The following is a 26,833-nucleotide window of genomic DNA, read 5'->3' as shown; positions in this document are numbered from 1 at the left end:
GCGGGTGGCCGATGCCGTCGCCAGCGTCGAGGGCCTGGTCAAACGCTTCGGCGCCGGCCAGCCAGCGCTCGACGGCGTCAGGCTGTCGATCGTGCCGGGGCGGCTGACCGGGCTGGTCGGGCCGGACGGCGCGGGCAAGACCACGCTGATCCGCATCCTCGCCGGGCTGATGGCGCCGACTGAGGGCAAGGTGGAGCTGCTTGGCAAGGCGCCGGCCGATGCGCTGGACGACCTCGGTTACATGCCGCAACGCTTCGGCCTGTACGAAGACCTCACGGTGATCGAGAACCTGACGCTCTATGCGCGGGTCCGCGGGCTTCCCGAGGAAGAGCACCGCGCGACGTTCGACCGGCTGCTCGATTTCACCGATCTCAGGCGATTCCAGGACCGGCTCGCCGGCAAGTTGTCAGGCGGCATGAAGCAGAAGCTGGGCCTTGCCTGCGCGCTGGTGCGCACGCCCAGGGTACTGCTGCTCGACGAACCCAGCGTCGGCGTCGACCCGGTGTCGCGGCGCGAGCTCTGGTCGATGGTCGGCGACCTGACCGGCGAGGGCATCGGCGTGCTCTGGTCGACCGCCTATCTCGACGAGGCGGAGAAATGCGACTGGGTGTATCTGCTCAGCGAAGGCAAATTGCTGTTCGAAGGCCCACCCGCCGAACTGACCGGCAAAGTGAAGGACCGGGTGATCCGCGCGACCGGGTTCGAGGAACGGCGGCGGCAGTTCCTCACCCATGCGCTCGACCGCGACGACGTGATCGACGGATCGATCCAGGGGCGGTCGGTGCGGCTGCTGCTCGCGAAGGATGTGCCGGCGCCCGATGCGGCGGCGTTCGAGGCCGGGCCGAAGGTCAGGGTTGACAAGGCCGAGCCGCGTTTCGAGGACGGGTTCATCGAAATCCTGGGCGGCGGGCCGCCGGGCACGAGCGCGCTTGCCCATGCCTATCGCACGATCGAGCAAACCGAGACGCCGGCGATCGAGGCCAGGGGGCTGACCAAACGCTTCGGCGATTTCACCGCGGCACGCGACATCAGCTTCGAGATTCCGCGCGGGCAGATCTTCGGGCTGCTCGGGCCGAACGGCGCGGGCAAGTCGACGACGTTCAAGATGCTGTGCGGGCTGCTCACCCCGAGCAGCGGCACCGGATCGGTAGCGGGCAACGACCTGCGCTCGGCCCGGGCGGATGCGCGTGCCTCGCTTGGCTATATGGCGCAGAAATTCTCGCTCTATGGCGATCTCAGCGTCCGGCAGAATCTCGATTTCTTCTCCGGTGCCTATGATCTCGACCGGGCGCGGGCGAAGCGCGCGATCGACGAGATGATCCATATCTTCGCGCTCGGCGAGCATATCGACGAGAATGCGGCGCTGCTGCCGCTCGGCATCAAGCAGCGCCTCGCGCTTGCCTGCGCCGTGATGCACGAGCCGCCGGTGCTGTTCCTCGATGAGCCGACCTCGGGCGTCGACCCGGTTGCCCGGCGCGAATTCTGGACTCACATCAACGGACTGGTCGAGAAGGGCGTGACCGTGCTCGTCACCACGCACTTCATGGACGAAGCCGAATATTGCGACCGGGTGACGCTGATCTACCGCTCGGAGCAGATCGCCACCGGCACGCCCGATGCGCTGAAGGCCGATGCGGCCAAGATCGCGGGCGTCGACGATCCGACGATGGAGGACGCCTTTATCGCACTGATCGAACAGTCGGATCGCGACCGCGACACGGCGGAAGCGGCATGAGCGGTATCCGGTTCGACCGTCGTCGGCTGGCGGCGCTGGTGCGCAAGGAAGGCGCGCAGATCCTGCGCGATCCCTCGACCTTCCTGATCGCCTTCGTCCTGCCGCTGATCCTGCTGTTCCTGTTCGGCTATGCGGTGTCGCTGGATACGCCGCGCACGCGGATCGCGCTCGTGCTGGAGGACAGCAGCGCGTCGGCGCTCGGCCTCGCCCAGGCCTATCAGAACTCGCCCTATTTCGACGTGACCACGGCACGGTCGGTGGCGGCGGTGCGCGGCATGATGGTGGGCGGCGAAGTCCGTGCGATCATCGTCATCCCACAGGATTTCGGCAAAGGCGCGACCCGCGGCAAGGCGCCGCCGATCCAGATCATCACCGACGGATCGCAGCCCAACACCGCCAATTTCTCGGCCGCTTATGGCGAAGGCGTGCGCGCGAGCTGGGCTGCGGCCGAGGGGCTGGACGGCGGAGGACGGCAGGCGACCCCGCTGATCAGCGTCAACCCGCGCTACTGGTACAATCCCGGCCTGCGCAGCCGCTTCTTCCTCGTGCCCGGGTCGATCGCGATCGTCATGACGATGATCGGCACCCTGCTGACCGCTTTGGTCGTCGCGCGCGAATGGGAGCGCGGCACGATGGAGGCGATGATGGCCACGCCGATCAGCATGGTCGAGTTCATCGCGAGCAAGGTCATCCCCTATTTCCTGCTTGGCCTCGCCTCGATGGCGTTGTGCAGCGTCATTGCGGTCGTCGCCTTCGGGGTGCCGTTCCGCGGATCGGTGTTCGCGCTGTTCGCGATCGCCGCTGCCTTCCTGATGCCGGCATTGGGGCTCGGCCTGTTCATCTCGTCCGCGACCAAGAACCAGTTCGTCGCGAGCCAGGTCGCGTTGCTCACCGCGTTCCTGCCGACTTTCCTGCTGTCGGGTTTCCTGTTCGAGATCGGCTCGATGCCGTGGCCGATCCGCATGATCACTTATGCGGTGCCGGCACGCTATCTCATCCCGTCGCTCCAGACGGTGTTCCTGGCCGGCGATCTGTGGGCGCTGATCCTGCCCAATATCGCGATCATGCTCGGTTTCGGGGCGTTCTTCTTTTTCCTCAGCTTCCGGGCCACCCGCAGGAGTCTCGACTGATGCGGCGGCTTCGGGCGATGATCGTCAAGGAGATCTGGGCGGTGCTGCGCGACCCCAAGTCGCGCGTCGTACTGGTGGTGCCGCCTTTGCTCCAGCTCTTCATCTTCACTTTCGCGACCACGCTCGAGGTGCGCAATGTCGATATCGGCATTCTCGATCGCAGCAGCGGGGCGCACAGCGTGGAGATCGTGTCGCGCATCGCGGGCAGCCCGAACTTCCAGGAAATCCGCCGGCTTGAGTCCCCTGAGGCGCTGGAAAAGGCGATCGACCGGCAGGAGGTGATTGCCGCGGTGGTAATCGACGAGGATTTCGACCGAGCCGTGACGGCGCATCGGCCGGCGACGATCGGCGTGGTGCTCGACGGGCGCCGGTCCAACGCGGCGCAGATCGTGTCGGGCTATCTCTCGCAGATCGCCGGGAGCGTCGGCGCCGATCTTTCGCCGAACATCCGTGGCGATGTCACCGGCGGCAGCGTGGTGACCAACTGGTACAACCCCTCGCTCGATTATATCTGGTTCACCCTGCCGTCGCTGATCGCGATCATCACCTCGGTGGCGGGGCTCGCCGTCACCTCCCAGACCGTGGCGCGCGAGCGGGAGCTGGGCACGTTCGACCAGCTGATGGTCTCGCCGCTGCGCGTGCACGAGGTGCTGATCGGAAAGATGGTCCCGCCGATGCTGGTCGGCCTATTCAATGGCACGCTCTATCTGATCGTCGCGCCTTTGGTGTTCGGCGTGCCCTTCACCGGATCGCTGATCCTCTTCTACCTCTCGCTGGTCGCGTACATGCTGGCGTTGATCGGGATCGGCATGCTGGTCTCGGCAGCCTCGGCGACGCAGCAACAGGCGTTTCTCGGCTCCTTCCTGGTGACGACGCCGCTGATCCTGTTGTCGGGTTATGCCAGCCCGATCGACAACATGCCGGGCTGGCTGCAGGTTGTGACCTACGCCAACCCCGCGCGTTATTTCCTGGTCATCGTCCAGGGCCTGTTCCTCAAGGCGATGCCCGCGGCCGCGGTGTTCCACCAGCTCTGGCCGCTGATCCTCATCGCCTGCCTGACCCTGAGCGCGGCCGCCTGGCTGTTCCGCGCCCGCATGGAGTGACCCCGATGCCTCGTTTCCTTGCCGTACTGCTCGCAAGTGCGGCGCTGGCCGGCTGCACCGTCGGGCCGGACTACAAACGGCCCTCGACGCCGGGCGCCACCGCGAACTGGGTCGAGGCGGGAACGCCCGGCGAGGTCGATCTGGCATGGTGGAATCGCTTCGGCGATGCGCAGCTTTCGGCGCTGGTCGCGCGCGCGGTCGAGAGCAGCCCGGATCTGGCGGAGGCAGAAGCGCGGCTGGCAGAAGCACGCGCCAATCGCGATGCAGTGGCCGGCACGCGCCTGCCGTCCGTAACGGCCAAGGGATCGGCGACCGAGAATGTGCTGAGCCGTAACGGGCAATTGCCGATCGGACAGATCCCCGGATTCCAGCGCGAGTTCCGCCTGTTCGACGGTGGCTTCGACGCTAGCTGGGAGATCGACCTGTGGGGCCGCCAGGTCCGGCAGGGCGAGGCGGCGGCGGCGCGCGAGGACGCCGCGCTGTTCGCGCGGCGCGACGTGATGCTGTCGCTGATCGCCGAGGTGGCGCGCAATTATCTCGACCTCCGCAATGCGCAGGCCGTTGTCGCCACGACCAAGGCGACGGCGGGAGCCGATGCTGACCTTGCGCGGCTGACCCGGCTGCGCTTCGCGGCGGGCGAGGCCTCGCGGATCGATGCCGAGAGTGCCGAGGGCGCTGCCCGGGCCAGCGCGGCTGCGGTGCCCGATGCCGAGGCAAGCGCGACCGCGGCGGCCTATCGAATCGCTGTGCTCGTCGGGTCGACGCCCGAGGATGTCGGCGCGATGTTGCGCGCGCCCGCGCCGCTGCCGGCCAGCCCCGACGAGATACTGGTCGGCCTGCGCTCCGACTTGCTCGAACGCCGCCCGGACGTGCGCCGTGCCGAGCGCGAACTTGTCGCCGCAACTGCTGACATCGGCGTCGCGACTGCCGATCTGTTCCCGCGCTTCAGCCTGTTCGGCAGCCTCGGCCAGCAGGCGCGCAATCCCGGCGACCTTTTTTCCGGCGACAGCACGCGGTTGCAGATCGGCCCGAGCATCTCCTGGCCGATCTTCTCGGGCGGCACGATCCGCGCGCAGATCCGCGCCGCCGATGCGCGCGGGCAGGGCGCTGCGGCGCGTTATGAGAAGGCCGTGCTGGGCGCGCTGTCGGACAGCGAGACCGCGATCAACCGGTTCCTGAATGCACGAATCGCGGCGCAGGAAGCGGGCGCGGCGCTGGACCGCGAACGCGCTGCCTTCTCGCTGTCGGAGCGGCGCGTGGCGAGCGGCGAGGACGATCGGCTGGCGCTGGCGCGCGGGCGCAAGTCAGTGCTGGTAGCGGAACGGCGCGAGAGCGACGCCGCGGTGCGCAAGGCGCAGGCAGCGGTGGCGTTGTTCAAGGCGCTAGGGGGTGGTTGGAGCTAATGCGCGTCGACCGGTGCTGCGCTCACCTGTTTCGGCGGGCGGCAGAAGGGCACCATCACCAGCGCTGCGATGAACAGCCAGGCCATGATGCGAAACACGTCGTTGAACGCCAGGGTCAGCGCCTCGCGGCCGACGACGCGGCCCATGACGGCCTCCGCCATCAGCAGCGCGCGGGCGGGATCGGGCGTCATCTGCTGCATCATCCGCGCGAGGTCGCCGAGCGTGTCGGTCGCGATCCGTGACGAGGCGCCGAGCGACTCGCTGATGCGCAACGCGTGGAGGCGCGTCATGTCCTGCAGCCAGGTGGTGACCAGCGCGATGCCGATCGCGCCGCCGAGGTTGCGCATCAGGTTGAACAGGCCCGAGGCGTAGCGCAGTTCCGGCCCGGCAAAGCCGTTGAGCGCGAGGCCGACGCTGGGGACGATGCACAGCATGATCGCGAAGCTGCGCACTGCCTGGGGCACGAGCAGGGCGGCGAAGCCCCAGTCGGGCGTCATATAGGAGAAGAGCCACAGCCCCGCGGCGAACAGGCCGAGGCCGAAAGTGATGACGATACGCTGGTCCACCCGCTGCGACAGCGCCGCGGCGATGGGCACGCCGCAAAGCTGGACCAGACCGGCGACGAACACGGTGGTGCCGATCTCGTTCGCATTGTAGCCGCGCACCCGGCCGAGGAAGAGTGGGACCAGATAGGTGCCGGCATAGAGGCCGAAGCCGATTACCAGGTTGAACACGCAGGCGAAGACGAAGGTCGGCTTGCGGAAAGGCGAGAGCTTCACGATCGGACTGCTCGAGCGGAAGGACCGTTCGAGGAACAGCAGGAAAGCGATGAACGCCACCCAGGCGGCCGCGGCAATGCCGGTGTCGCCGAACCAGTCGTTTTTCGGGCCTTCCTCCAACACATATTCGAGGCCGGCGAGGAACACCGCCATCGCAGCGAGATGGACCCAGTCGATCCGTTTGAGCATCGACAGGTCGGCGCGGTCGACCCTGATGACCGAGAGGGCGAGGATGGTGACGAGCGTGCCGGGCAGCACGTTGACATAGAACACCCAGCGCCAGCCCGCCGCATCGGTGATCCACCCGCCGAGCGTCGGCCCGAGCGTCGGCGCAAGCACGGAGACCATGCCGAGGATCGCGGGGATCATCGCGCGCTGCTTGCCCTCGAACATGGCAAAGCCGGTGGCGAACACCGTCGGGATCATCGCGCCGCCGACGAAGCCTTGCAGTGCGCGAAAGGCGATCATCGATTCGATGCTCCAGGCGAGGCCGCACAGCGCGCTCGCCACGGTGAACAGGCCGGCGGAAAGCGCGAACAGCCAGCGGGTCGACATCGACTGGGCAAGGAAGGCAGCAAAGGGAATCATCACCAGCTCCGCCATCAGATAGGCGGTCTGGACCCAGCTGATCTCGTCCGGTCCGGCAGACAGGCCGGCCTGCACTTCGTTGAGCGACGCAGCGACGATCTGGATGTCGATCAGCGCCATGAACTGGCCGAATGCCATCACCCCGAAGATCAGGAATTTCCGCGCGTCCGGCAGCGCCATGGGATCGATCGGCGCACCGACGGCAGGGGTGGATGACATCGGTACTTGTCCTTGGGCTTGCCCTTGGCGGCCTTTATATTATATGCGTCATATAAAGGAGATCGACAAGGCCATGCGCTACGACAGCGATCACAAGAGCGAGACCAGGCGCCGTGTGCTCAAGGAAGCGGCCCGTGAAATCCGTGCCAAGGGCCCGGGCGGCGTGGCCGTTGCCGGCATCATGGCGCGGGCAGGGCTCACCCATGGCGGTTTCTACGCGCACTTCGAATCGAAGGACGCGCTGATCGCGGCGGCGATCGAGGCGATGTTCGAAAGCGCCGGGCGCCGGTTCGATGTGACCAAGGCCGCGAGTGATCCGCAAGGTGCGCTGATGGCCTATGTCGATTTCTACCTGTCGACCGGGCATCGCGATTCGCGCGAATATGGCTGCCCGCTGCCAGCCTTGTCCGGCGATCTCGCGCGGCTCGACCCGGAAGCACGGGTGCGCTTCGGGCAGGGCGTGGCCGGCCTGACCGGGCGGCTGGCGGCGTTGCTGGGCGGGCACGGTATCGCCGACCCGGAGAGTGCCGCCGCATCGATGCTGGCCGAGATGGTCGGCGCGGTGACGCTGTCGCGCGCGGTCGCCGACGCCGCGCAGTCCGATGCGATCCTCGCCCGGGCACGGCGATCGGTGATCGAGCGCTTCGGGCTGGAGAAGGCGCAATGACCGACATTGGCGATCGTGCCGCGATGAGCGGCATCGAGCAGCTGCGCGCGATACTCGACACGAGCCGTCAGCCGCCGATCGGCGAGACGATGGGCTTCTCGCTGGTCGAGGTCGAGGAGGGCCGCGCCGTGTTCGAGGGCAATCCCGATCACCGGGTCTATAACCCGATCGGCAGCGTGCATGGCGGCTATGCCGCGACCCTGCTCGATTCCGCCTGCGGCATCGCGGTGCATTCGAAGCTGGCGCCGGGGCAGGGCTATACGACGCTCGAGCTCAAGATTTCCTATGTGCGCGGCATGACGGTCGACACTGGCGTGGTGCGTGCCGAAGGGACGGTGATCAGCATGGGGCGCCGGGTGGCCTTTGCCGAGGCGAAGCTCACAGATGCGGCGGGTCGTATCCTTGCGACCGCCACCTCCACCTTGCTGGTGATCTCGTCATGAACATGGCCGCGACGATCGATGTGCCGGTCGAGGCGACGCAGCGCCGCAGGATCAGCCGCAACCCGCTGATCGCCGCGGCGATCGCCATCCTGATCGCGGTGGCCGGTGTGGCCTGGCTGCTTTCGCCGCGCACGGTGGAGAGCACCGACAATGCCTATCTCAAGGCCGACAGCAGTTCGGTCGCGCCCAAGGTCGGCGGCCTCGTGTCGGCGGTGCTGGTGCGTGACAACCAGGCCGTGAAGGCCGGCGATCCGCTGGTGCAGATCGACGCGCAGGAATTCAACGCGAAGCTGGCGGCGGCGCAGGCGGCGGTGGCGGATGCCGATGCGGGTGTCGCCACCGCGCGGGCCGCGCTGGCGGGGCTTGGCGCTGATGAAGGCCTTGCTGCCGCGCAGGTCCGGGCGGCGCAGACCTCGATCCAGTCGGCCGATGCCGAATATAGCCGTGCCGCCGCCGACCGCGTCCGCTTCGAGGCGCTGGTGGCGCAGGGCTTCGCCACGCGGCGCGACATGGAGCGAGTCCGCGCCACCGCGATCGGTGCTCAGTCGGCGCGAGCGCGCGTGCTGGCCGATCGCGACGTGACGAGCGAACAGGCCGCGGTGACTCATGCCCGCCGCCCGGTGCTGCTGGCGCAACTCGCGCAGGCCGAGGCCGCCGCCCTGCGCGCGCGAGCCGCGCTCGAGCTGGCGCGGCAGGATCAGGGTCATACCGTCATCCGCGCGCCGGTCGATGGCGTGGTGGGCAATCGGCAGGTCCAGACCGGCGACTTCGTTCAGCCTGGCTCGCGGATGCTGACATTGGTGCCCTCTCAGGCGCTCTATGTGGTCGCGAACTTCAAGGAGACTCAGACCCGGGCGATGCTTCCCGGCCAGGCCGCGACGATCAGGGTCGATGCGCTAGATGGGGATCGCCTGACCGGCAAGGTCGAGAGCTTTGCGCCGGGATCGGGATCGGAATTCACCCTGCTGCCGTTCGAACCGGGATCGGGCAATTTCACCAAGATCGTCCAGCGGGTGCCGGTGCGGATCAGGCTCGATCCGGGTCAGCCGGCGGTGGCGCGGCTGCGGCCGGGGCTGTCGGTGACCGCGAAGGTGAGCTTGCGGTAACTTCCGCGACCCATTCCAACTCCATCGTCACCCCGGACTCGTTCCGGGGTCCATCTCTCCTCTCGCGACGGCAGTGCTTGTTGCACGATGGATGCCGGAACAAGTCCGGCATGACGGAGGAAGTGGTCAAGCCCCGATCAATTCCCGCCCGATCAGCATGCGCCGGATCTCGTTCGTCCCGGCACCGATATCGAGCAGCTTCGCATCGCGCAGGAAGCGTTCGACCGGCCAGTCCTTGGTATAGCCGGCGCCGCCCAGCGCCTGAACGGCCTCGCCAGCGACGCGGAAGGCGTTCTCGCTCGCCAGCAGGATCGCGCCGGCCGCGTCGAAGCGGGTGGTCCTGCCGCTGTCGCACGCCCGGGCCACTGCATAGACATAGGCGCGGGCCGAGTTGAGCGCGACATACATGTCGGCGACCTTGGCCTGCATCAGCTGGAACGCGCCGATCGGCTTGCCGAACTGCTTGCGCTCGCGGATGTAGGGAATGACCACATCGAGACAGGCCTGCATGATGCCGAGCTGGATGCCGGCGAGCACGGTGCGCTCATAATCGAGGCCCGACATCAGCACGCCGACGCCGCCATTGAGCGGGCCCATGATATTCTCTTCGGGCACTTCGCAATCGTTGAAGACGAGCTCGGCAGTGGGGGAGCCGCGCATGCCCATCTTGTCGATCTTCTGGCCGATCGAGAAACCGGGCATGTCCTTTTCGATCAGGAACGTGGTGATGCCGCGGCTGCCGTCACCGGTCTTGGCATAGACGACCAGCGTGTCGGCATAGGCCGCATTGGTGATCCAGAACTTCGTGCCGTTGAGCACATAGCCGCCCTGCACCTCGTCGGCGCGCAGCTTCATCGAGACGACGTCGGAGCCGGCCCCCGCCTCGGACATGGCGAGGCTGCCGACATGCTCGCCCGAAACCAGCTTGGGCAGGTATTTCGCCTTCTGCTCGGGATTGCCCCAGCGGCGGATCTGGTTGACGCAGAGGTTGGAATGGGCGCCGTAGGAAAGGCCGATCGAGGCCGAGGCACGGCTGACTTCCTCGCAGGCGATGACATGCTCGAGATAACCGAGCCCGAGACCGCCATATTCCTCCTCGACGGTGATGCCGTGCAGGCCGAGCTCGCCCATGGCGGGCCACAGCTCTTTCGGGAACCAGTCCTCGGCGTCGATCTTCGCGGCCAGCGGCGCGATCTTCTCGCTGGCGAAGCGCTGCGTCACGTCGCGGATCATGTCCGCATTCTCGCCAAGGGCGAAGTCCAGCGTCATGTCCATACTCGTCTCTCCTGAAACCTGTTGGCTGGCGCTGTAGCGTCCCGCAATCGCCCGCGCCAGCATTGCACCGGTGCGGCGAACACGCCTAGGCTTGCGAAAAATTCGGGGAACGAGATGCGCAGCCTGTTCAGATTGAAGACGATCGTCGCGGCGGAGGACCAGCCGGAACAGCATCGCATGGCGCGGACACTTTCCTGGCCGCATCTGGTCGCGATGGGCGTCGGCGCGATCGTCGGCACCGGCATCCTCACCCTGATCGGCGTCGGCGCGGATCGCGCCGGTCCCGCGGTATTGCTCAGCTTCGCCGTTGCCGGCGCGATCTGCGCCTGCGCCGCGCTCTGCTATGCCGAGATGGCGACGATGATCCCGGCCTCGGGCAGCGCGTACACTTACAGCTATGCGGTGCTGGGCGAGATCATCGCCTGGTTCGTGGGGTGGAGCCTGATCCTGGAATATTCGCTGGTCGTATCGACCGTCGCCGTCGGCTGGTCAGGTTATGCGGTCGGGTTCCTGAAGGGGCTGGGCATCATCCTGCCCGACTGGATGACGCACGGGCCGACTCTGATGACGGAAGGCGGCATGCATCTCACCAATACGGGCATCAACGTGCCGGCGATCCTGATCATTGCCGTCGTGGCCGGCCTGTTGATGCTCGGCACGCGGGAGAGCGCGCGGATCAACAGCGCGCTGGTGATCCTGAAGATCGCGACGCTGACCCTGTTCGTCGCGGTGGCGCTGCCGCATTTCGATCCGGCCAATCTCCACCCGTTCGCGCCGAGCGGCTTCGGCAGCGTGGCGGACGATCACGGCGTGAAATATGGCGTGATGGGCGCGGCGGCGATCATCTTCTTTGCCTTTTACGGCTTCGACGCGATCTCGACCGCGGCGGAGGAAGCGAAGGACCCCGAGCGCGATCTGGCGATCGGCATCGTCGGGTCGATGCTGGCCTGCACGCTGATCTACATCGTCGTCGCGGCCGCAGCAGTCGGGGCGGTGCACTATACCGTCTTCTCGAAAAGCGCCGAGCCGCTGGCGCTGATCCTGCGCGAGCTGGGCAGCGGGGGCGTGGCGACGGTGGTCGCGGCTGCGGCGGCGATCGCCCTGCCGACGGTGCTGCTGGCGTTCCTGTACGGGCAGAGCCGCATCTTCCTGGTGATGGCGCGCGACGGCTTCCTGCCGCCCTCGCTGGCCGCGATTTCGAAGCGTGGGACGCCGGCGCGGATCACGGCGGTGACGGCGGTGTTCGTGGCGATCCTGGCGGGGCTGCTGCCGCTCGACGTGATCGCGTCGCTCGCCAATGCCGGGACGCTGGTGGCCTTTGTCGCGGTGGCGGCGTGCGTGCTGGTGTTGCGGCGGCGCAGCCCCGATGCGCGGCGGCCGTTCCGGACGCCGCTTGCCTGGGTGGTGGCGCCGGGCGCGATCCTCGGATGCTGCTATCTGTTCATGAGCCTGCAGCATGTGACCCAGATGTCGTTCCTGGTGTGGAACGGGGTCGGGCTGCTGGTGTATTTCCTCTATGCGCGGGCTCGGGCGGTGGAGGGGCTGCGTTAACGACCATCGTCATGCCGGACTTGTTCCGGCATCCATTCATCCGCGAGCGCTTTCGCTACTGATACGCGAGCCATCGCCAAGAGGAGGTATGGACCCCGGAACACGTCCGGGGTGACGGTGTGGTTGGGGATTGCGATGGGAAAGAGCGGCCATGCGAATGCCGCTCTTCCACGGCCGGATACTCGCCGTTTGACTCAACCCGTGCAGACCAACGCCGCGATCTCGTCACCCGAGGGCTGGTCGCTCATCGGTTCGATGAACGGCTTGGCCGGGTCGGCTTCCCGCGTACCCGTCTGGACCCCGTTATTGTAGAGCGCGACCCGGCCGAGCATCAGCATCTTGCTCGGGCAATCGAGGATGGCGTCGGCGACCGCCATATGCGTGTCGCCGACCTTGCCCAGGCGCAGGCGGAAGGCGCGCTGTGCACCCGCGGTCCTGATCGACCCGGTCGCGACGGCGCTGGAATAGCCGTCCGCCGTCACGAATTCCTTCCAGTCCTCCGCCGCCGCCGCGACGGGCGCGGCGGCGATCGAGAGGGCGAGCGACCAGAAAATCGCCTTACGCATGTGTCACTTCCTCAGGCGGCCAGCTTGCGCAGCACATACTGCAGAATGCCGCCGTTGAGGAAATATTCCAGCTCGTTGATCGTGTCGATCCGGCACCGCGTCATGAAGGTTTCGGTCGTGCCGTCGGCGCGGGTGAGGATCACCTCGACATCCTGGCGCGGGCGGATGTCCGCGACGTGCTGGATGGTGAAGCTCTCCGACCCGTCCAGGTTCAGCGTCTGGCGCGTGATCCCTTCCGCGAACTGCAGCGGGAGCACGCCCATGCCGACCAGATTCGAGCGGTGGATGCGCTCGAAGCTCTCGGTGATGACGGCGCGGACGCCGAGCAGGTTGGTGCCCTTGGCCGCCCAGTCGCGCGATGAGCCGGTGCCGTATTCCTTGCCGGCGATCACGACGAGCGGCACGCCGTCCGCCTTGAAGCGCATCGCGGCGTCGTAGATCGGCATGATCTCGCCTTCGTACTTCGACATGCCGCCTTCGACGCCGGGGACCATCTCGTTCTTGATGCGGATATTGGCGAACGTGCCGCGCATCATCACGTCATGGTTGCCGCGGCGCGCGCCATAGCTGTTGAAGTCGGCGCGGCTGACCTGATGTTCCTGCAGATAGGTGCCGGCCGGGCTGTCGGCCTTGATCGAGCCCGCGGGGCTGATGTGGTCGGTGGTGATCGAATCGCCGAGGATCGCGAGCGGGCGCGCCTCGATGATGTCGGTCACCGGCGCCGGGGTCATGGTCATGCCCTCGAAATAGGGCGGGTTGGCGACATAGGTGGAACCGGCGCGCCAGGTATAGGTGTCGGATCCCTCGACCTCGATGCCGCGCCATTTCTCGTCGCCGGCATAGACATTGCCGTAGCGCGAGCGGAACATGGTGTCGTCGATGTTCGCCGCCATCACTTCGGCGATCTCGGCGTTCGAGGGCCACACGTCCTTGAGGAACACGTCATTGCCGTCCGAGCCCTTGCCGAGCGGCGTCTCGACCATGTCCTCGGTCACCGTGCCCTTGATCGCATAGGCGACGACCAAAGGCGGCGAGGCGAGGAAATTGGCGCGCACGTCAGGCGAGACGCGGCCCTCGAAGTTGCGGTTGCCCGACAGCACCGAGGCGGCGACGATGTCGTTCTCGTTGATCGCGGTCGACAGCTCGCTCGCGAGCGGACCCGAATTGCCGATGCAGGTGGTGCAGCCATAGCCGACCAGGTTGAAGCCGAGCGCGTTCAGGTCCTCGGTCAGGCCGGCCTTGTTGAGATAGTCGGTGACGACCTGCGAGCCGGGGGCCAGCGACGTCTTGACCCAGGGCTTGGAGGTCAGGCCGAGCGCGCGCGCCTTGCGGGCGACGAGGCCGGCGGCGACCAGCACCGAAGGGTTGGACGTGTTGGTGCAACTGGTGATCGCGGCGATGACAACGTCGCCGTCGCCGATATCGTCCGGACGGCCCTCGACAGCGGCGCGGACCGGCTGTTCCTTGTGATAGACCTTGAACAGGTCGCCGTTGAACACTTCGTCGACCTTGTTGAGCGAGACGCGGTCCTGCGGGCGCTTCGGCCCGGCCAGGCTGGCCTGGACGCTGCTCATGTCGAGCTCGAGCGTATCGGTGAAGACCGGATCGACGCTGTCGGCATCGTGCCACAGGCCTTGCGCCTTGCAATAGGCCTCGACCAGCTCGACGGTTTCGTCGGGGCGGGCGGTGAGCTTGAGATACTCGATCGTCTTGGCGTCGATCGGGAAGAAGCCGCAGGTCGCGCCATATTCCGGCGCCATGTTGGCGATGGTCGCGCGGTCGGCGAGCGTCATCGAATCGAGGCCAGGGCCGTAGAACTCAACGAAGCGGCCGACCACACCCTTGGCGCGGAGCATCTGGGTCACGGTGAGCACGAGATCGGTGGCGGTGATGCCCTCGTTCATCGCGCCGGTCAGCTTGAAGCCGACGACCTCGGGGATCAGCATCGAGACGGGCTGGCCGAGCATAGCGGCCTCGGCCTCGATCCCGCCGACGCCCCAGCCGAGCACGCCCATGCCGTTGACCATGGTGGTGTGGCTGTCCGTGCCGACCAGCGTATCGGGGTAGGCGACCGTCGTGCCGTCGCCATGCTCGCCCCAGCTCGCCGAGGACCATACGCCCTGGCCGATATATTCGAGGTTCACCTGATGGCAGATGCCGGTACCCGGGGGGACGACCTGGAAATTGTCGAGCGCCTTGGAGCCCCATTTCAGGAATTCATAGCGTTCGAAGTTGCGGCTGTATTCGAGATCGACATTGTCCTCGAACGCCTTGGGCGTGCCGAACTCGTCGACCATCACCGAGTGATCGATGACGAGATGGACGGGGACCAGCGGGTTGATCTTCGCCGCGTCGCCGCCGAGCTTGGTGATGGCGTCGCGCATCGCGGCAAGATCGACCACACAGGGAACGCCGGTGAAATCCTGCATCAGCACGCGTGCGGGGCGATACTGGATCTCGCGGTCCGAGCGGCGCTCCTGCTGCCAGTCGATGATCGCCTTCACATCGTCGGTCGTGACGGTCTTGCCATCCTCGAAACGGAGCATGTTCTCGAGCAACACCTTCATCGAGAAAGGCAGGCGGCTGATGTCGCCATATTTCTCGGCCGCGTCGGCCAGCGAATAATAGTCATACGACTTCGAGCCGACCTTGAGCGTCTTGCGGGCGCCGAGCGTATCCTGGCCAATAGCGGTCATCTGGGGCGGGTTCCTTCCCTGTCTGGCCGGGCGCGGCGGGGAGGCGGAAGGTTCCGCGCGGGCGCGCTCCGGGATGTGCGAATGCGAAGAGTCGCGCGGGCCTTAGCAAGAGGGGTTCGGTTGGGGAAGGGTGGCGATGACGATCGGATCAGCCATTGCGCCCGGATGGCGGCGACGCCGTCAGGGTTGAATCGACGCGGTGCGTGTCGGGAATGTCAGTAAGGTCGCTGACATTTTGTTGCCCCTGACCGTCGGCTGAACTAAGTTCACTTGGTTTAGTCTGGAGGCTTTATGCTCACCGTCAATATCCACGAAGCCAAGACGCACCTGTCGCGCCTGATCGAACGCGCGTTGCGCGGCGAGCCGTTCGTGATCGCCAAGGCGGGCAAGCCGCTGGTGAAAGTGACCGCGCTCGATGTCGTCGAGCCGGCGGAGAAGCGCCGGACCGGGTTTCTAACGGGCATGATCGAGGTACCGGACGATTTCGACACGATGGGCCGGGACGAGATCGAGTCGCTGTTCGAGGGTGGCGCCAGGTGAGGCTGCTCCTCGACACCCATCTGCTGCTCTGGGCGGCGGGCGACCCCGCGCGGCTCTCCGCCGAAGCACGCGGGTTGATCGAGGACTCGCAGAATGTGCCGCTCTTCAGCGTCGCCAGCCTGTGGGAGATCACGATCAAACGTGGGCTCGGGCGTGAGGATTTCCAGGTCGATCCCCGGCTGCTGCGCCGCGGGCTGATCGACAATGGTTATGAGGAGCTGGCGATCACCGCCGAGCACGTGCTGGCGGTCGACGCGCTACCGCCGATTCACCGCGATCCGTTCGATCGCGTGCTGGTCGCGCAGGCGACGGCCGAGGGTGTGACATTGCTGACGGGTGATGCGTTGGTGAAGGAATATGGCGGGGTCGTTGTTGGGGTGTGAGCCTCGCCCTTGTCAAAAATCACTCTGACCCCTTTTTCTCGTTACGGCAGCGTCACCCAGATATCGACGGGCGCGATGAACTTGCCCGGCGCGGGCTTGCCGATATCGACGCGCTGCGCGGTCACGCGCTCGCCCGAGGCGAGGACGAAACCGGCACCGGGGCGCGGCATGCGGCCGAAGGTCATTTTCTGGATGGGGGCGCCGGTGGCGGCGTTCATGATGGTCGCGATGATGCTCATCGCCGGGCGATAGACGCAGGCCGGGGACACTGTCGATGGGGTGAAAACAGGCACCTCACCCGTTCGCCCTGAGCTTGTCGAAGGGCTGTTCTGCCTTTGCCGGAAGAAAAGGGCAGTGCTCCGACAAGCTCAATACGAACGGGGATAACGGCGTCCGGGGCCTCCGGTGCTTACTGAATCGTCTCGTTCGCCGACGCCTCGTCGCGGCGGACGCGGGCGGTCATGCCGGTCGCGTCGGCATCTTCCTGCGTCTGGGCATCCGGATCCGGTGGGGTCTCGCGCGGTGCCTCCACCGTGGCGGCGTTGAGCGTCTCCGGCACGGGCACCTCCTCGGGCACCACGACGTTCACGGTTTCGGCGTTGTCGGCGATATTCTCTGCCGGCGCGGCGGATTCCGGCGTCGACGAGTCGCAGCCGGCCAGCGCCGCGAGCGCTATCAATCCAGCCGCCAAACCTGCGATCTTGCCCCGGTTCATGCTCATGATCGTGTCATCTCCTCGAGTTCAGGCAGAACCAGCCGGCCGGACGACCGCGCCTCGATCTTTGCGGCCAGGCTCTTGTCCCAGCCATAAGGGTCGGCGCGGAAATTCATCTGGCCGCTCGCGCTGGCGAACGCCGTCCAGTACAGCAAATAGACCTCGACCGGCCGGGTCAAGGTCACGCGCAGCGTCTTGCCCTTCGCCACCTGTGCCGCGATCGCCTCGGGCGGCCAGGCCGGGTCGCCCTTCAACAGCAGTTCGGCGAGCTCGGCGGGCTTTTCCAGCCGCACGCAGCCATGGCTGGCGAGGCGGCTGAAGCTGGCGAATTTGGCGCGCGACGGCGTGTCGTGGAGATAGACCGAATAGGCGTTGTTGAAGTCGAACTTGAACCGGCCGAGCGCGCTCTGGTCGCCCGCCGCCTGTTGCAGGCGCGTCCCGTCGATCACCTTGAAGCCGTTGCGCTTGAAATAGCCCGGGCTCTTCTTCTCCTTCGGCCACAACTCCTTCGTCGCGATCGAGGTCGGCACGTTCCAGGGCGGGTTGATCACGATGCTGTTGATGGTCGAGGACAGCATCGGCGTCTCGTCGCCGGGCCGGCCGGTGACGGCGCGCATCGACATGACGGGCGTGTCGCCGTCGAACACGGTCAGCACCGCGGCGGCGATGTTGACCTGGATGCGGTCGCGCGGAAGCTCCTGCGGCAGCCAGCGCCAGCGCTCCAGATTGGCCATGATCTGGTGGACGCGGTCGATCGCGGGCACGTTGAGCGCGGCCAGGGTCTGAGTGGAGACGACGCCCGCCGGGTTCAGGCCGTAGCGGCGCTGCGCGCGCTGCACTCCGGCGGCTAGCTCGGCGTCGAAAACGTCGCCGGTGGCCACGACCTGCGAATCCTCCACCGCGAGCCGCTGGCGCAGCGCGAGCACGCGCGGCCCCTTGGCGCCGAGGGCGAGATCGGGGCCCGCAGGTACGGGCTGCCAGCCGCCCGCCGCCTCGATCGCGCGATAGGTGGCGAGGCCCTTCAGCAGCCCGTCATAGCCGGCATAAGGCGGCGGGAGGTTGGCGATCCATGACGCGACCCGGTCGCGCCGGAGCGCGTCCACAAAGCCTGGCAGGGGATCGTAAGGCGGCGGGCGCAGGCCCCAGTCGCTGTTGAAATCGGCGGTGTCGAGCCGGCCGGCATGCACGGCGCGCGCATGATCGAGCACGGCGTGGACAAGGGCATCGCCATCGAGCCTGCCCGGCGCGGCAGCGGGGACGGCGCGAAGACCCTGCGCCATCGCATTGGCATCGAGCATCGCGCGGAGTTGGTCCGCCTGGGCCGGGCTGGGGACCGGCAGCGGCATCGGTGCGGCGGGCGGCAGCAGTTGCTGCGGCGGGGGGACGGTCCGGACGATGGGCGGGGGAGCGACGGTCTGCCCGGCCTGGGCCGGCGCGGCCAGCAGCGCGGGCGCGACCGCCAGGCTGGTGAACCACCGCGCAAACACGCGTCCTTGCCTGTCACCCTTGTCGAAGTCGCGTGCCATCATCTTCCTGTCGTTTCGTGGCGTCGGGGCCATGTGGCACGCCGCTGATCGCCCTAATATGAATGGAATAGGGATTTCCAGTGCAGGCCGCCACCCGTGGCCAACAATGTTTGCGGGCATTGGAGTTTCAAGGCTTGGGAGTCGCAGTTGGTTCCGGGCGGTCGTCGATCAGCCAGCTATGATTCTCGACGATGACCGATTCGACCGGCGTGCCGTCCTCGTCCTTCGACGGCTTGAAGCGGAAGCGTTCCTTGATGAGGCGGCAGGTCGTCGCGTCGAGTTCGGCGTTGCCGCTCGATCCGGTGACGCTGCATTCGGTCACCCGGCCGCTCACCGCGACGACATAGCGCACCGCGACGGTGCCGGAAATCAGCGCTTCCTTCGCGGCGGGTGGATAGTCCGAATCCTTGAGACGGCCGCGGATCCAGCGCGGGGGTGTCCCGCCGCCATCGCCGTCGCCGTCACCCGCGCGGCCGCTGCCGGTGCCGTTTCCTTCGCCGCCCGCGCCCGTGCCGGGACCGGGCACGTCGGACGCGCCGCTCGAGGCCTGGGTGCCGATGCCGGGTTTCAGCGCCGCGACCACCGGCGGCGGCACGGTGACCTGCACGATGGGAACCGGCGCGACGATCTCGGTCGCTTTCGAGCGCAGATTGGCGGGCGACGCGGCGCCTTCGGGTTTTGTGCTCCGGATCGGGTGGGGCGTGATCTTCTCGGGCGGTGGCGGGACGGGCGGCGGCAGCACGCCGAACAAGGTGAGCGGGCTCTCGGCCGATCCGGGCATGCGTACCGCGAGCCCGGCGATCAGGGCGTAGACCAGCAGCCCCATCAGGGCGGCGGCGGCAAGCGCGGCCCTGATCCGGTCATTGGGGCTGGATTGCCGGTAGCTCATGATCATTTGCGGGCTTCCACGGGGAAACAACGATCCTGAACGCAAAAGGGATGAACCCGTGCTTGCCAGTCCTCTGTTCGATCCGCGTCGTTTCTTTTTGCGCTGCAACATAACGGTCACGGCACTGCAACACAGGCGACGCGGTCGGCACCTAGGCGCCCCTGCAACAATAAAGGGGCCTATCATGACGATCCGTTCGACGATTCTCGCGCTCACCTGCCTGCCCGCGCTGGTGATCGCTCAATCCGCCCATGCCCAATCGGCCCAGACACAGTCCGCGCCCGCGATCGATCAGGCCGCGCCCGAGCCAGGCGCGACGGATGACGGGGGCGACATCGTCGTGACGGCGCAGCTGCGCAGCCAGAATGCGCGCGAGGTGCCGATCGCGCTGACCGCCTATTCGGGCCGCTTCCTCGACGAGCTGGGCATCACCGATTTCGAGAAGCTGTCGCGCTACGTCCCCGGCTTCGTCGTGCAGAATCAGTCGCCCAACAATCCCGGCTTCGTCATTCGCGGCATCACCTCGGACAGCGGCAGCGCGTTCAACGAGCCGCGCGTCTCGGTCTTCCAGGACGGCGTCTCGATCTCGAAGTCGCGCGGATCCTATGTCGAGCTGTTCGATCTGGAGCGCGTCGAAGTGGCCAAGGGCCCGCAGTCGACGCTTTATGGTCGCGGCGCGCTGATCGGCGCGGTCAACATCGTCCAGGCCAAGGCCGATCCGAACGAGCAATACGGCTATTTCCGCGCCAGCTACGGCAATTTCAACGCCTATCAGGTCGATCTCACCGCCAACGCGCCGATCACCGATACGCTGGCGATCCGCATTGCCGGCCGGTCGAAGAAGCGCGACGGTTTCGTCGACAATCTGCTGGTCAAGGGCAATGACCGGGATTTCAACTCGGTCGACACCCAGGCGATCCGTGGCTCGCTGCGCTGGGCGCCGGGCAAGCTGACCGTCGACCTGATCGCCAATTATCAGGAAGACCATGCGAACGGCACGCCGTTCAAATCGATCGCCTATAATCCGACCGATCCGGTGACGGGCGCGGTGATCGGCGATCGCGGGCGCAATTCGGGCGCGGCGCTGGCGCCGCAGCCGGGCTTCGAGAACAGCGCGCCGCTGGGTCTCAACCGCACCGTCTGGGGCGCGACCGGCATCGCGAATTACGCGATCGACGATCACTGGTCGATCAACGCGATGGGGTCCTATCGCCGCTTCGACGCGCTGGAGATATTCGATGCGGACGGCATCTCGCTGCCCGCGCTGACCGCGGCGGAGGACGCCCGGGGCAACCAGACCATGGGCACGCTGCGCCTGAGCTACGACAGCGAGCGGCTGACCGCTTTCGTCGGCGGCACCTATTTCCATGAAGACGGCCTGCAGCGCACGCCGGCCTCGTTCGACGAACGCGTCGCGCTGGCGCGGGTGGCGAACGCGCTCAACGGCGGCGGGCTGATCCCCGGCCGGCCGGCGACCGACCCGGCGCCGATGAGCGTGCTCGGCAATCCGGCTTTCACGTCGCAACTGCTGCGCGGCATCGCCGGCGCGAGCGGCTTCGTGCTCGACGCGGCGACCGCGACGGGCATCGCCAACAATCTCAAGGCGAACCACCTCGAAAGCTCGACCAACTTCGGCCGTACCAACAGCATCGACCTCTTCGCCGATGCGACCATCCACGTCACTGACCGCTTCGATATCGGCGGCGGCATCCGCTACAGCCATGACGACAAGTCGACCGGCATCACCGCGGCGGTGCTGAACGGCCGCTCGATCCTGGGCGGCTTCATCGGCGCGCTGGGCCTGCCCGCGGCGCAGCGCACGCCGCTGCTCCAGGCGCTGGCGCTGCCGGGCGCGGTCCTGAACACGCTGCCGGCCAGCGTCGTGCCCTTTTTCGGCATCGGCCTCCAGCCGACCGCGGCCAATGGCACCCGGACCGACCGGGGCCTCAAGGACGAAGGCCTGACCTGGCGCGCCACCGCGCGCTACGAGGCGAGCGCCGACGCGAGCATCTACGCGACCTATGCCCGGGGCCGCCGCCCCGAAGTGCTGAGCGTATCGGCGCCGGGGGTTCCGTACGGTGCCCCGAATTTCAAGGTCCTGCCGTCCGAAACGGTCGACAGCTACGAGATCGGCGCGAAGACCGCTTTGCTCGATCGCCGGCTGTTCGCCGACGGATCGGTCTATCTGTACAATTACACCAACTTCCAGACGACCGAGCAGATCGGCACCCAGTTCATCCTCACCAATGCCGGCAAGGCGCGGACCTACGGGTTCGAGGGCCAGCTCCGTTATGTACCGTCCGAGGCGCTGACCGTGTTCGCCACCTATGCCTATACGCATGGCCGCTTCACCGAGGGCGCCCGCGACGGCAATCATTTCCGCCTGTCGCCCGACAATGCCGCCTCGGCCGGCTTCGTGCTGAAACAGCCGGTCGGCCCGGTGAAGATCGATTTCACCCCGAGCGTGACCTGGCAGTCGAGCGTGTTCTTCGACGACGACAACGACAAGCCCTCGCTCCAGACCGGCAACCTGATCCCCGATCTGGTGCAGGACGAATTCCAGAAGGGTTATGCGCTGGTCGATGCGCGGCTCGGCGTGGAATCGGCCAATGGCATCTGGCGGGTCGAGGGTTTCGTGACCAACCTGTTCAACCGCAAATATATCAAGGATGCCGGCAATACCGGCGACTCCCTGGGCCTGCCGACCTTTATCGGTGGCGAGCCGCGTTTCTACGGCCTGTCGCTGACGGTGCGCAGCCGCTGAGCGGTTGCGCGGAACCGTGCCGGCCCGTAGCGGTTGGAAATGGCGGGACGCCAACGGGAGACATCAGATGCGGATCGTGACGATCGGAACTGCGGCAATCATGGCGCTCGGACTTTCGGCTTGCGACAAGCATGGCATGGAGGTCGGGGCACCGATCGCCAATGGCGCCGGGGCGACCGCGAACCTGCGCACGGGCACCGGTGCCGATGCCGGCCGGGCCACCGCGCATGAAGTCGCGGGCGGCCTGCGCTTCACCATCGACGCGAAGGGCCTGCCGCCGGGCACTCACGGCGCGCATGTCCATATGACGGGCGCGTGCACGCCGCCCGACTTCGCGAGCGCGGGCGGGCACTGGAACCCGACCGCGATGAAGCATGGCTCGATGAACCCGGCAGGACCGCATGAGGGCGACCTGCCCAACCTGATCATCGGTACGGACGGGCGCGGCACGATCGGCATCACCATTCCCGGCGCGACCATGGCCGGGCTGCTCGATGCGGACGGCTCGGCGATCGTGGTGCATGCCGCGCCGGACGATCTGATGACCGACCCGTCGGGCAATAGCGGCGCGCGGATCGCGTGCGGCGTGTTCGCGGCGGGGTAATTTTTCCTTCTCCCCCTGTGGGAGAAGGTGGCCTTAAGGGCCGGATGAGGGGGAGTGAGGTTCGCGACACGAGCGAGTGTCCCCCTCACCCTTCCGTCGCTTCGCTCCTCCCTCCCTCTCCCACAAGGGGAGAGGGACTTCAGATCGCCTCGCCCGCTTCCCGCGCCCAATTCTCGCGATTGGCCTCCGCCTTCGGCACTAGCCGATAGGCCGCGATCGCTGCCGCCAGGGTGATCGGCACCGTCAGCAACAGGGAGAGCACGCCGACCGACAGGCTGCCGCTCAGGGTCGAGACCCGGCCGGCCAGATACGGCCCCATCGCCAGCCCGAGCAGCGTGGTGCCGATAAAGAAGGTCCCCGTCGCCGTTCCGCGCATCCTGGGCAGCACCAGATCCTGCATGGTCGCCGCCGAGGCGCCGAGCGCTGACGCCGCGAGGATCTGCGCGATCGGCAGCATCGTATAATAGAGCCACAGGTCGTGCGTGGTGAAGGCGACCCACACGGCCGGCACTGGGGCGACCGCGCCGAAGATGATCACCATCACGCGCCCGTTGGCGAAGCTCCGCCGCAGCCGGTCGGCGACGATGCCGCCGATCGTCACGCCGATGAACCCGCCCGCCGCGCCGCCGCCACCGATCAGCAGCCCGGCGGTCGCGGGGGAGGCGGCGAGATCGCGCAGCGCATGAGGTGCTGCCCAGAAGCTCACGGCATAGGCGATGAAGGCGTTGAGGCCATAGGCCACGACCACGCAGAGAAAGGCGGGATTGCCGATGATCAGGCGGAAGGTCGGCGGATCGCGCCGCTTGAGCGCCGAGGCCCAGGAGAAGACGGCATAGACGCCGATTCCGATCGCCACCCATTGCGGCCAGGGCTCGCCGATCGAGATCAGGCCGAACACGCAGGCGATAATGATCGCCAGGCCGATCAGGTTGAACAGCAAGGCGCGGGTGCGGCCCCGCGCCGCACCGATCAGGGTCAGCGGCGGCAATATGGTGAGCAGTTCTTCGAGGAACTCGCGGAACGGGGCGGGGTGGGGCGCCGGCTCGGGCAGCCCTTCGGACGCACCGCGCTTCGGCTCGCGCAGGGTCGCGATCCACAGCGCGACGAGCAGGCCGGGAATGCCGACGATCAGGAACGCCGCCTGCCAGCCGTGCAGGCCGAGCGGCCCGCCCTCGGGCCAGGCCTTGTTCCAGCGCTGCACGATCAGCCCGCCGATGCCGAGCGACAGCCCGCCCCCGACGTACAGGCCGGAGGAATAGATGGCGAGCGCGGTGGCGCGCAGGCGTTTGGGGAAATAGTCCGAGATCAGCGAATAGGCCGAGGGGCTGGCGGTCGCCTCGCCGACGCCGACGCCGATCCGCGCCGCCGTCAGCATCGCGCCGTTGCGGGCGAACCCCGAAAAGGCAGTCATCGCCGACCAGAGCGCCAGGCCGACCGTCATCAGCCGCACCCGGTTCCAGTTGTCGGCGAGGCGGCCGAGCGGAATGCCGAACAGCGAATAGAACACGCCGAACGCGGTGCCGTAGAGGAAGCCGAGATCCTCGTCCTTCAGCCCCAGGTCGCGCTTGATGTCCTCGGCCAGGATCGAGATGATCTGCCGATCGACGAAATTGAGGATGTAGACGAGAAACAGGATGCCGAGGACGTACCAGGCATAGGCTGGCGTGCGCGCTGGCGCGCCTGTCGGTGTGGTAGCCATCTCGATCCCCTCGCTATTTTCGGCGATGCTAGGGGGCGTATTGACCGGCCGCAATGGTCGTCATCGTCACCGACCCAAGCGCTTCAATCCCACCAGAAGAACCACCAGTCGTTCCCCATCAGCGTGGCGGCGAGCGCCGAAAGCGTCCCCACACCCTGATCGACGATATCGGCGCAATAGAGATATTGCTCGCGCGCGAGGTCGAGCGCTTCCTCCCTGTTCGCCGGGCGATGTGCGACGCGAAGGTTCATGGTGTCGCCGTTCAACCCGATGAGTTCGGCGCCGAAGCGTGCATGCCAGGCCTTGAGCGCAGCGACATGATATTCGGCTGACGGATTGTCGTTCCAGCCGCCCCATTTGAGATGGGCGATCGCTTCCCAGCCAGCCGTGGCGGGGATCAGGGCGATATGGACTCGATCGAGCGGACGTCGCTTCAAAATATCCTCGGTGACGGTAAGCGCTAGGCCGGTGTCTACCCGGGCCGGCCAGGCACCGAGTTCCGGTTGATGATCAGGCGCGACGTCGCCCACCCGGCCGTTGTCGGCGAGCCACTTTCGGGCTGCCTCGTCTTCCGCCCTCTTGCGCGCGCGCAGGCCCTCCGGATGGCCAAGCGCAGCCGCCGCGCCGAGGATAGCCGCGACGTCACGCTCATCCAGATCGTCGATCCCCTCGGCGATCCTCGCGAGATCCTCGTCGCTGCCGATGACGACCGGCCAGATGCCGGGCTTCTTCCTCTGCCGTTCCCATTCGGCAAGCGCCGCGTTGCCGTGGACGGTGACGAGCGGGAAGGGAAAGACGGGATCCGGCACGGGAGGTGTCGGCCCTTCCTGGTCAGCAGGTTGCGCCCGAGCCGCGCTACCGAGCCCTATTAGGGTTGCAGCCGCGGCGGCGGCAAGAAGCAGGGTGCGGCGGATCATCATGTTCTTGTCCTAATCGAGCCGCCAGCGCTCCACCACCTCGTATCGCGCGGCTTCGCCGCCGAGATGGCTTTCGAACAGGGTCATGTGCCCGATCGTGAAGCTTGGGCTGGCGAGGCCCGCATGCGTCGCCAGCCAGCGCTCGACTTCGGGGCCGAAGCCCGCGCCACGGCTGATCCGCGCGACAGTGATGTGCGGCAGATAGGCGCGGCCTTCCGGCGGCAGGCCCAGGCGGACCAGCGCATGGTCGACCTTGCGATGGAGCGCGGCGAGCGCGTCGTGCGGCGCGACGCCGGCCCAGAGCGCATCGACCCGGCCCTTTTTGTCGAACGCGCCGACGCCCGACAGCGCGACCTCGATCGGCGGCGCATGGACCTGGCCCAGCGCGAGCACGACATCCTCCGCCATACGCCCATCGACCTCGCCAATGTAGCGGACGGTCAGGTGAAGTTGATCATCGTCCTGCCAGCGTGCCTGGGGCACGCCGTCCATCGTCGCGGAAACGGCGGCGCGGACCGCGGGAGGCGGGCGCAAGGCGACAAACAGGCGGTGCATGAAGCTGATTTTACCGCACTTCCCGGTATTGTCATCCGCAAGCTGGTCAATTGTAATAAAGTGTTGCTGGCCTCTGCTGGGAGCCCACCGGATTATCTTGAAAACCCCCCTGATAAGGGCGATATTCCGGCTATCCGGCATGATGCCGGGTCAAAGGAGCTTTTTCGAAATGGCTAACTGGTCCGACCCCCAATCTGGCGCGACATCGTTCGCGACGGCAACGGGCGCACGCACCGAGGCGTTTGACGCGGGTCTGCGCCGCTACATGCTGTCGGTCTATAACTACATGTTCTCGGGCATCCTGCTGACGGGTATCGTCGCCATGGGCTTCGCCGCCTCCGGCATGGCCGCGCAGGTGTTCGGCGGCCCGGGTATCCTGAAATGGATCATCACCTTCGCGCCGCTCGGCTTCGTGTTCGGCATGAGCTTCGGCGGCGGGCGGATGTCGTCCGGCGCGCTGCAGGCGATGTTCTGGGGTTTCGCGGTGGCGATGGGCCTGTCGCTCTCGACCATCTTCCTCGCCTATACCGGCACCTCGATCGCGCAGTCCTTCTTCGCGACGGCGGCGGCGTTCGGCGGTCTCAGCCTCTATGGCTACACCACCAAGCGTGATCTGTCGGCGTTCGGCACCTTCCTGATCATGGGTCTGGTCGGCCTGATCGTGGCGAGCCTGCTCAACCTGTTCTTCCAGTCGGGCCCGTTCGCGCTGGTGATCAGCATCGTCGGCGTGCTGCTGTTCGCGGGCCTCACCGCCTACGACACGCAGCGCACCAAGAGCATGTACGCCCAGGTTGCCGGCACCGGTGCCGAGCAGCATGTGGTGATCATGTCGGCGCTGAACCTGTACCTCGACTTCATCAACATGTTCCTGTTCATCCTGCGCCTGTTCGGCAACCGGAACTAGAACGGGGCTTGAACGCTCAGGCGAGAGGCCCGGCGGGGAAACCTGCCGGGCCTTTTGTTTTACCTCCCGCAAAGGA

At 66.8% G+C, this 26,833-nt stretch carries 24 protein-coding genes; 13 read left to right on the top strand and 11 right to left on the bottom strand.

Going from position 1 to position 26,833, the window contains the following annotated elements; all coding sequences use genetic code 11:
* Positions 1-4 precede the first annotated feature (4 nt).
* Genes ACZ1I5_RS14650 through ACZ1I5_RS14635 form a run of 4 tightly spaced genes read left to right on the top strand, consistent with a single transcriptional unit; the run spans position 5 to position 5,371 of the window.
* On the top strand, positions 5-1,735 hold the full coding sequence (locus tag ACZ1I5_RS14650) for an ATP-binding cassette domain-containing protein (protein ID WP_465169976.1): 1,731 nt from the start codon (positions 5-7) through the stop codon (positions 1,733-1,735).
* Complete coding sequence (locus ACZ1I5_RS14645; protein WP_465169975.1) at positions 1,732-2,865, top strand: ABC transporter permease; 1,134 nt, start codon at positions 1,732-1,734, stop codon at positions 2,863-2,865. The genes ACZ1I5_RS14650 and ACZ1I5_RS14645 overlap by 4 nt, the downstream gene beginning before the upstream one ends.
* Positions 2,865-3,968, top strand: a complete 1,104-nt coding sequence (locus ACZ1I5_RS14640) for an ABC transporter permease (RefSeq protein WP_465169974.1) — start codon at positions 2,865-2,867, stop codon at positions 3,966-3,968. Before ACZ1I5_RS14645 ends, ACZ1I5_RS14640 begins: the two co-directional genes overlap by 1 nt.
* Before the next feature lie 5 nt (positions 3,969-3,973).
* On the top strand, positions 3,974-5,371 hold the full coding sequence (locus ACZ1I5_RS14635; RefSeq protein WP_465169973.1) for an efflux transporter outer membrane subunit: 1,398 nt from the start codon (positions 3,974-3,976) through the stop codon (positions 5,369-5,371).
* Here ACZ1I5_RS14635 and ACZ1I5_RS14630 read toward each other — a convergent pair.
* Positions 5,368-6,957: a DHA2 family efflux MFS transporter permease subunit gene (locus ACZ1I5_RS14630; protein ID WP_465169972.1), complete on the bottom strand. Its 1,590-nt coding sequence runs from the start codon at positions 6,955-6,957 to the stop codon at positions 5,368-5,370. The genes ACZ1I5_RS14635 and ACZ1I5_RS14630 overlap by 4 nt on opposite strands.
* A gap of 43 nt (positions 6,958-7,000) precedes the next feature.
* Between ACZ1I5_RS14630 and ACZ1I5_RS14625 the strand changes: the two genes are divergently transcribed.
* The 3 genes from ACZ1I5_RS14625 to ACZ1I5_RS14615 are packed head-to-tail and all read left to right on the top strand — an operon-like array spanning position 7,001 to position 9,173.
* Positions 7,001-7,624, top strand: a complete 624-nt coding sequence (locus tag ACZ1I5_RS14625) for a TetR/AcrR family transcriptional regulator (protein WP_465169971.1) — start codon at positions 7,001-7,003, stop codon at positions 7,622-7,624.
* Positions 7,621-8,067, top strand: a complete 447-nt coding sequence (locus tag ACZ1I5_RS14620) for a PaaI family thioesterase (protein ID WP_465169970.1) — start codon at positions 7,621-7,623, stop codon at positions 8,065-8,067. Before ACZ1I5_RS14625 ends, ACZ1I5_RS14620 begins: the two co-directional genes overlap by 4 nt.
* Positions 8,064-9,173, top strand: a complete 1,110-nt coding sequence (locus ACZ1I5_RS14615; protein WP_465169969.1) for an HlyD family secretion protein — start codon at positions 8,064-8,066, stop codon at positions 9,171-9,173. Before ACZ1I5_RS14620 ends, ACZ1I5_RS14615 begins: the two co-directional genes overlap by 4 nt.
* Before the next feature lie 126 nt (positions 9,174-9,299).
* Here ACZ1I5_RS14615 and ACZ1I5_RS14610 read toward each other — a convergent pair whose 3' ends face one another.
* Complete coding sequence (locus ACZ1I5_RS14610; protein ID WP_465169968.1) at positions 9,300-10,448, bottom strand: isovaleryl-CoA dehydrogenase; 1,149 nt, start codon at positions 10,446-10,448, stop codon at positions 9,300-9,302.
* 114 nt (positions 10,449-10,562) lie between these two features.
* Here ACZ1I5_RS14610 and ACZ1I5_RS14605 point away from each other — a divergent pair, with 114 nt between their 5' ends.
* Complete coding sequence (locus ACZ1I5_RS14605) at positions 10,563-11,999, top strand: amino acid permease (RefSeq protein WP_465169967.1); 1,437 nt, start codon at positions 10,563-10,565, stop codon at positions 11,997-11,999.
* A gap of 194 nt (positions 12,000-12,193) precedes the next feature.
* On the opposite strand, the gene ACZ1I5_RS14600 is transcribed toward ACZ1I5_RS14605, so the two are convergent.
* Together ACZ1I5_RS14600 and acnA are read right to left on the bottom strand one after the other, a co-directional pair.
* Positions 12,194-12,565: a hypothetical protein gene (locus ACZ1I5_RS14600; protein WP_465169966.1), complete on the bottom strand. Its 372-nt coding sequence runs from the start codon at positions 12,563-12,565 to the stop codon at positions 12,194-12,196.
* 11 nt (positions 12,566-12,576) lie between these two features.
* Entirely contained in the window at positions 12,577-15,261 is a 2,685-nt protein-coding gene (gene acnA / locus ACZ1I5_RS14595) for an aconitate hydratase AcnA (RefSeq protein ID WP_465169965.1), read from the bottom strand.
* 291 nt (positions 15,262-15,552) lie between these two features.
* On the opposite strand from acnA, the gene ACZ1I5_RS14590 reads away from it, so the two are divergent.
* On the top strand, positions 15,553-15,801 hold the full coding sequence (locus tag ACZ1I5_RS14590; RefSeq protein ID WP_465169964.1) for a type II toxin-antitoxin system Phd/YefM family antitoxin: 249 nt from the start codon (positions 15,553-15,555) through the stop codon (positions 15,799-15,801).
* Positions 15,798-16,184, top strand: coding sequence for a type II toxin-antitoxin system VapC family toxin (locus tag ACZ1I5_RS14585; protein WP_465169963.1), 387 nt, complete (start codon positions 15,798-15,800; stop codon positions 16,182-16,184). The genes ACZ1I5_RS14590 and ACZ1I5_RS14585 overlap by 4 nt, the downstream gene beginning before the upstream one ends.
* Before the next feature lie 41 nt (positions 16,185-16,225).
* Here ACZ1I5_RS14585 and ACZ1I5_RS14580 read toward each other — a convergent pair whose 3' ends face one another.
* The 4 genes from ACZ1I5_RS14580 to ACZ1I5_RS14565 form a co-directional block, all read right to left on the bottom strand.
* Positions 16,226-16,423 carry a hypothetical protein gene (locus tag ACZ1I5_RS14580; RefSeq protein WP_465169962.1) on the bottom strand — a complete coding sequence of 66 codons (198 nt, stop codon included), beginning with the start codon at positions 16,421-16,423 and terminating at the stop codon, positions 16,226-16,228.
* Between the two features lie 170 nt (positions 16,424-16,593).
* Positions 16,594-16,905, bottom strand: coding sequence for a hypothetical protein (locus tag ACZ1I5_RS14575; protein ID WP_465169961.1), 312 nt, complete (start codon positions 16,903-16,905; stop codon positions 16,594-16,596).
* On the bottom strand, positions 16,902-18,425 hold the full coding sequence (locus tag ACZ1I5_RS14570) for a L,D-transpeptidase family protein (RefSeq protein WP_465173977.1): 1,524 nt from the start codon (positions 18,423-18,425) through the stop codon (positions 16,902-16,904). The genes ACZ1I5_RS14575 and ACZ1I5_RS14570 overlap by 4 nt, the downstream gene beginning before the upstream one ends.
* A 127-nt stretch (positions 18,426-18,552) precedes the next feature.
* A complete protein-coding gene (locus ACZ1I5_RS14565; RefSeq protein WP_465169960.1) occupies positions 18,553-19,320 on the bottom strand; it encodes an energy transducer TonB in 768 nt (255 codons plus the stop codon).
* A 178-nt stretch (positions 19,321-19,498) separates the two neighbouring features.
* On the opposite strand from ACZ1I5_RS14565, the gene ACZ1I5_RS14560 reads away from it, so the two are divergent.
* A complete protein-coding gene (locus tag ACZ1I5_RS14560) occupies positions 19,499-22,078 on the top strand; it encodes a TonB-dependent receptor (RefSeq protein WP_465169959.1) in 2,580 nt (859 codons plus the stop codon).
* A gap of 67 nt (positions 22,079-22,145) precedes the next feature.
* A complete protein-coding gene (locus ACZ1I5_RS14555; protein ID WP_465169958.1) occupies positions 22,146-22,682 on the top strand; it encodes a superoxide dismutase family protein in 537 nt (178 codons plus the stop codon).
* A gap of 139 nt (positions 22,683-22,821) precedes the next feature.
* Here the strand turns inward: ACZ1I5_RS14555 and ACZ1I5_RS14550 are convergent, their stop codons facing one another.
* The 3 genes from ACZ1I5_RS14550 to thpR form a co-directional block, all read right to left on the bottom strand.
* Complete coding sequence (locus tag ACZ1I5_RS14550; RefSeq protein ID WP_465169957.1) at positions 22,822-24,381, bottom strand: MFS transporter; 1,560 nt, start codon at positions 24,379-24,381, stop codon at positions 22,822-22,824.
* 83 nt (positions 24,382-24,464) lie between these two features.
* The gene (locus ACZ1I5_RS14545) at positions 24,465-25,301 is read right to left on the bottom strand and encodes a DUF4253 domain-containing protein (protein WP_465169956.1); all 837 of its coding nucleotides are present in this window, start codon (positions 25,299-25,301) and stop codon (positions 24,465-24,467) included.
* 9 nt (positions 25,302-25,310) lie between these two features.
* On the bottom strand, positions 25,311-25,853 hold the full coding sequence (gene thpR, locus ACZ1I5_RS14540; protein ID WP_465169955.1) for an RNA 2',3'-cyclic phosphodiesterase: 543 nt from the start codon (positions 25,851-25,853) through the stop codon (positions 25,311-25,313).
* Positions 25,854-26,022: 169 nt separating this feature from the next.
* Between thpR and ACZ1I5_RS14535 the strand changes: the two genes are divergently transcribed.
* Positions 26,023-26,757, top strand: coding sequence for a Bax inhibitor-1/YccA family protein (locus ACZ1I5_RS14535; protein WP_465169954.1), 735 nt, complete (start codon positions 26,023-26,025; stop codon positions 26,755-26,757).
* Positions 26,758-26,833 lie beyond the last annotated feature (76 nt).

It is taken from the genome of Sphingomonas sp. BL-S-30 (assembly GCF_055521475.1).
The sequence above is the reverse complement of the archived record's forward strand: the minus strand, read 5'-3'. Positions and strand labels throughout refer to the sequence as shown.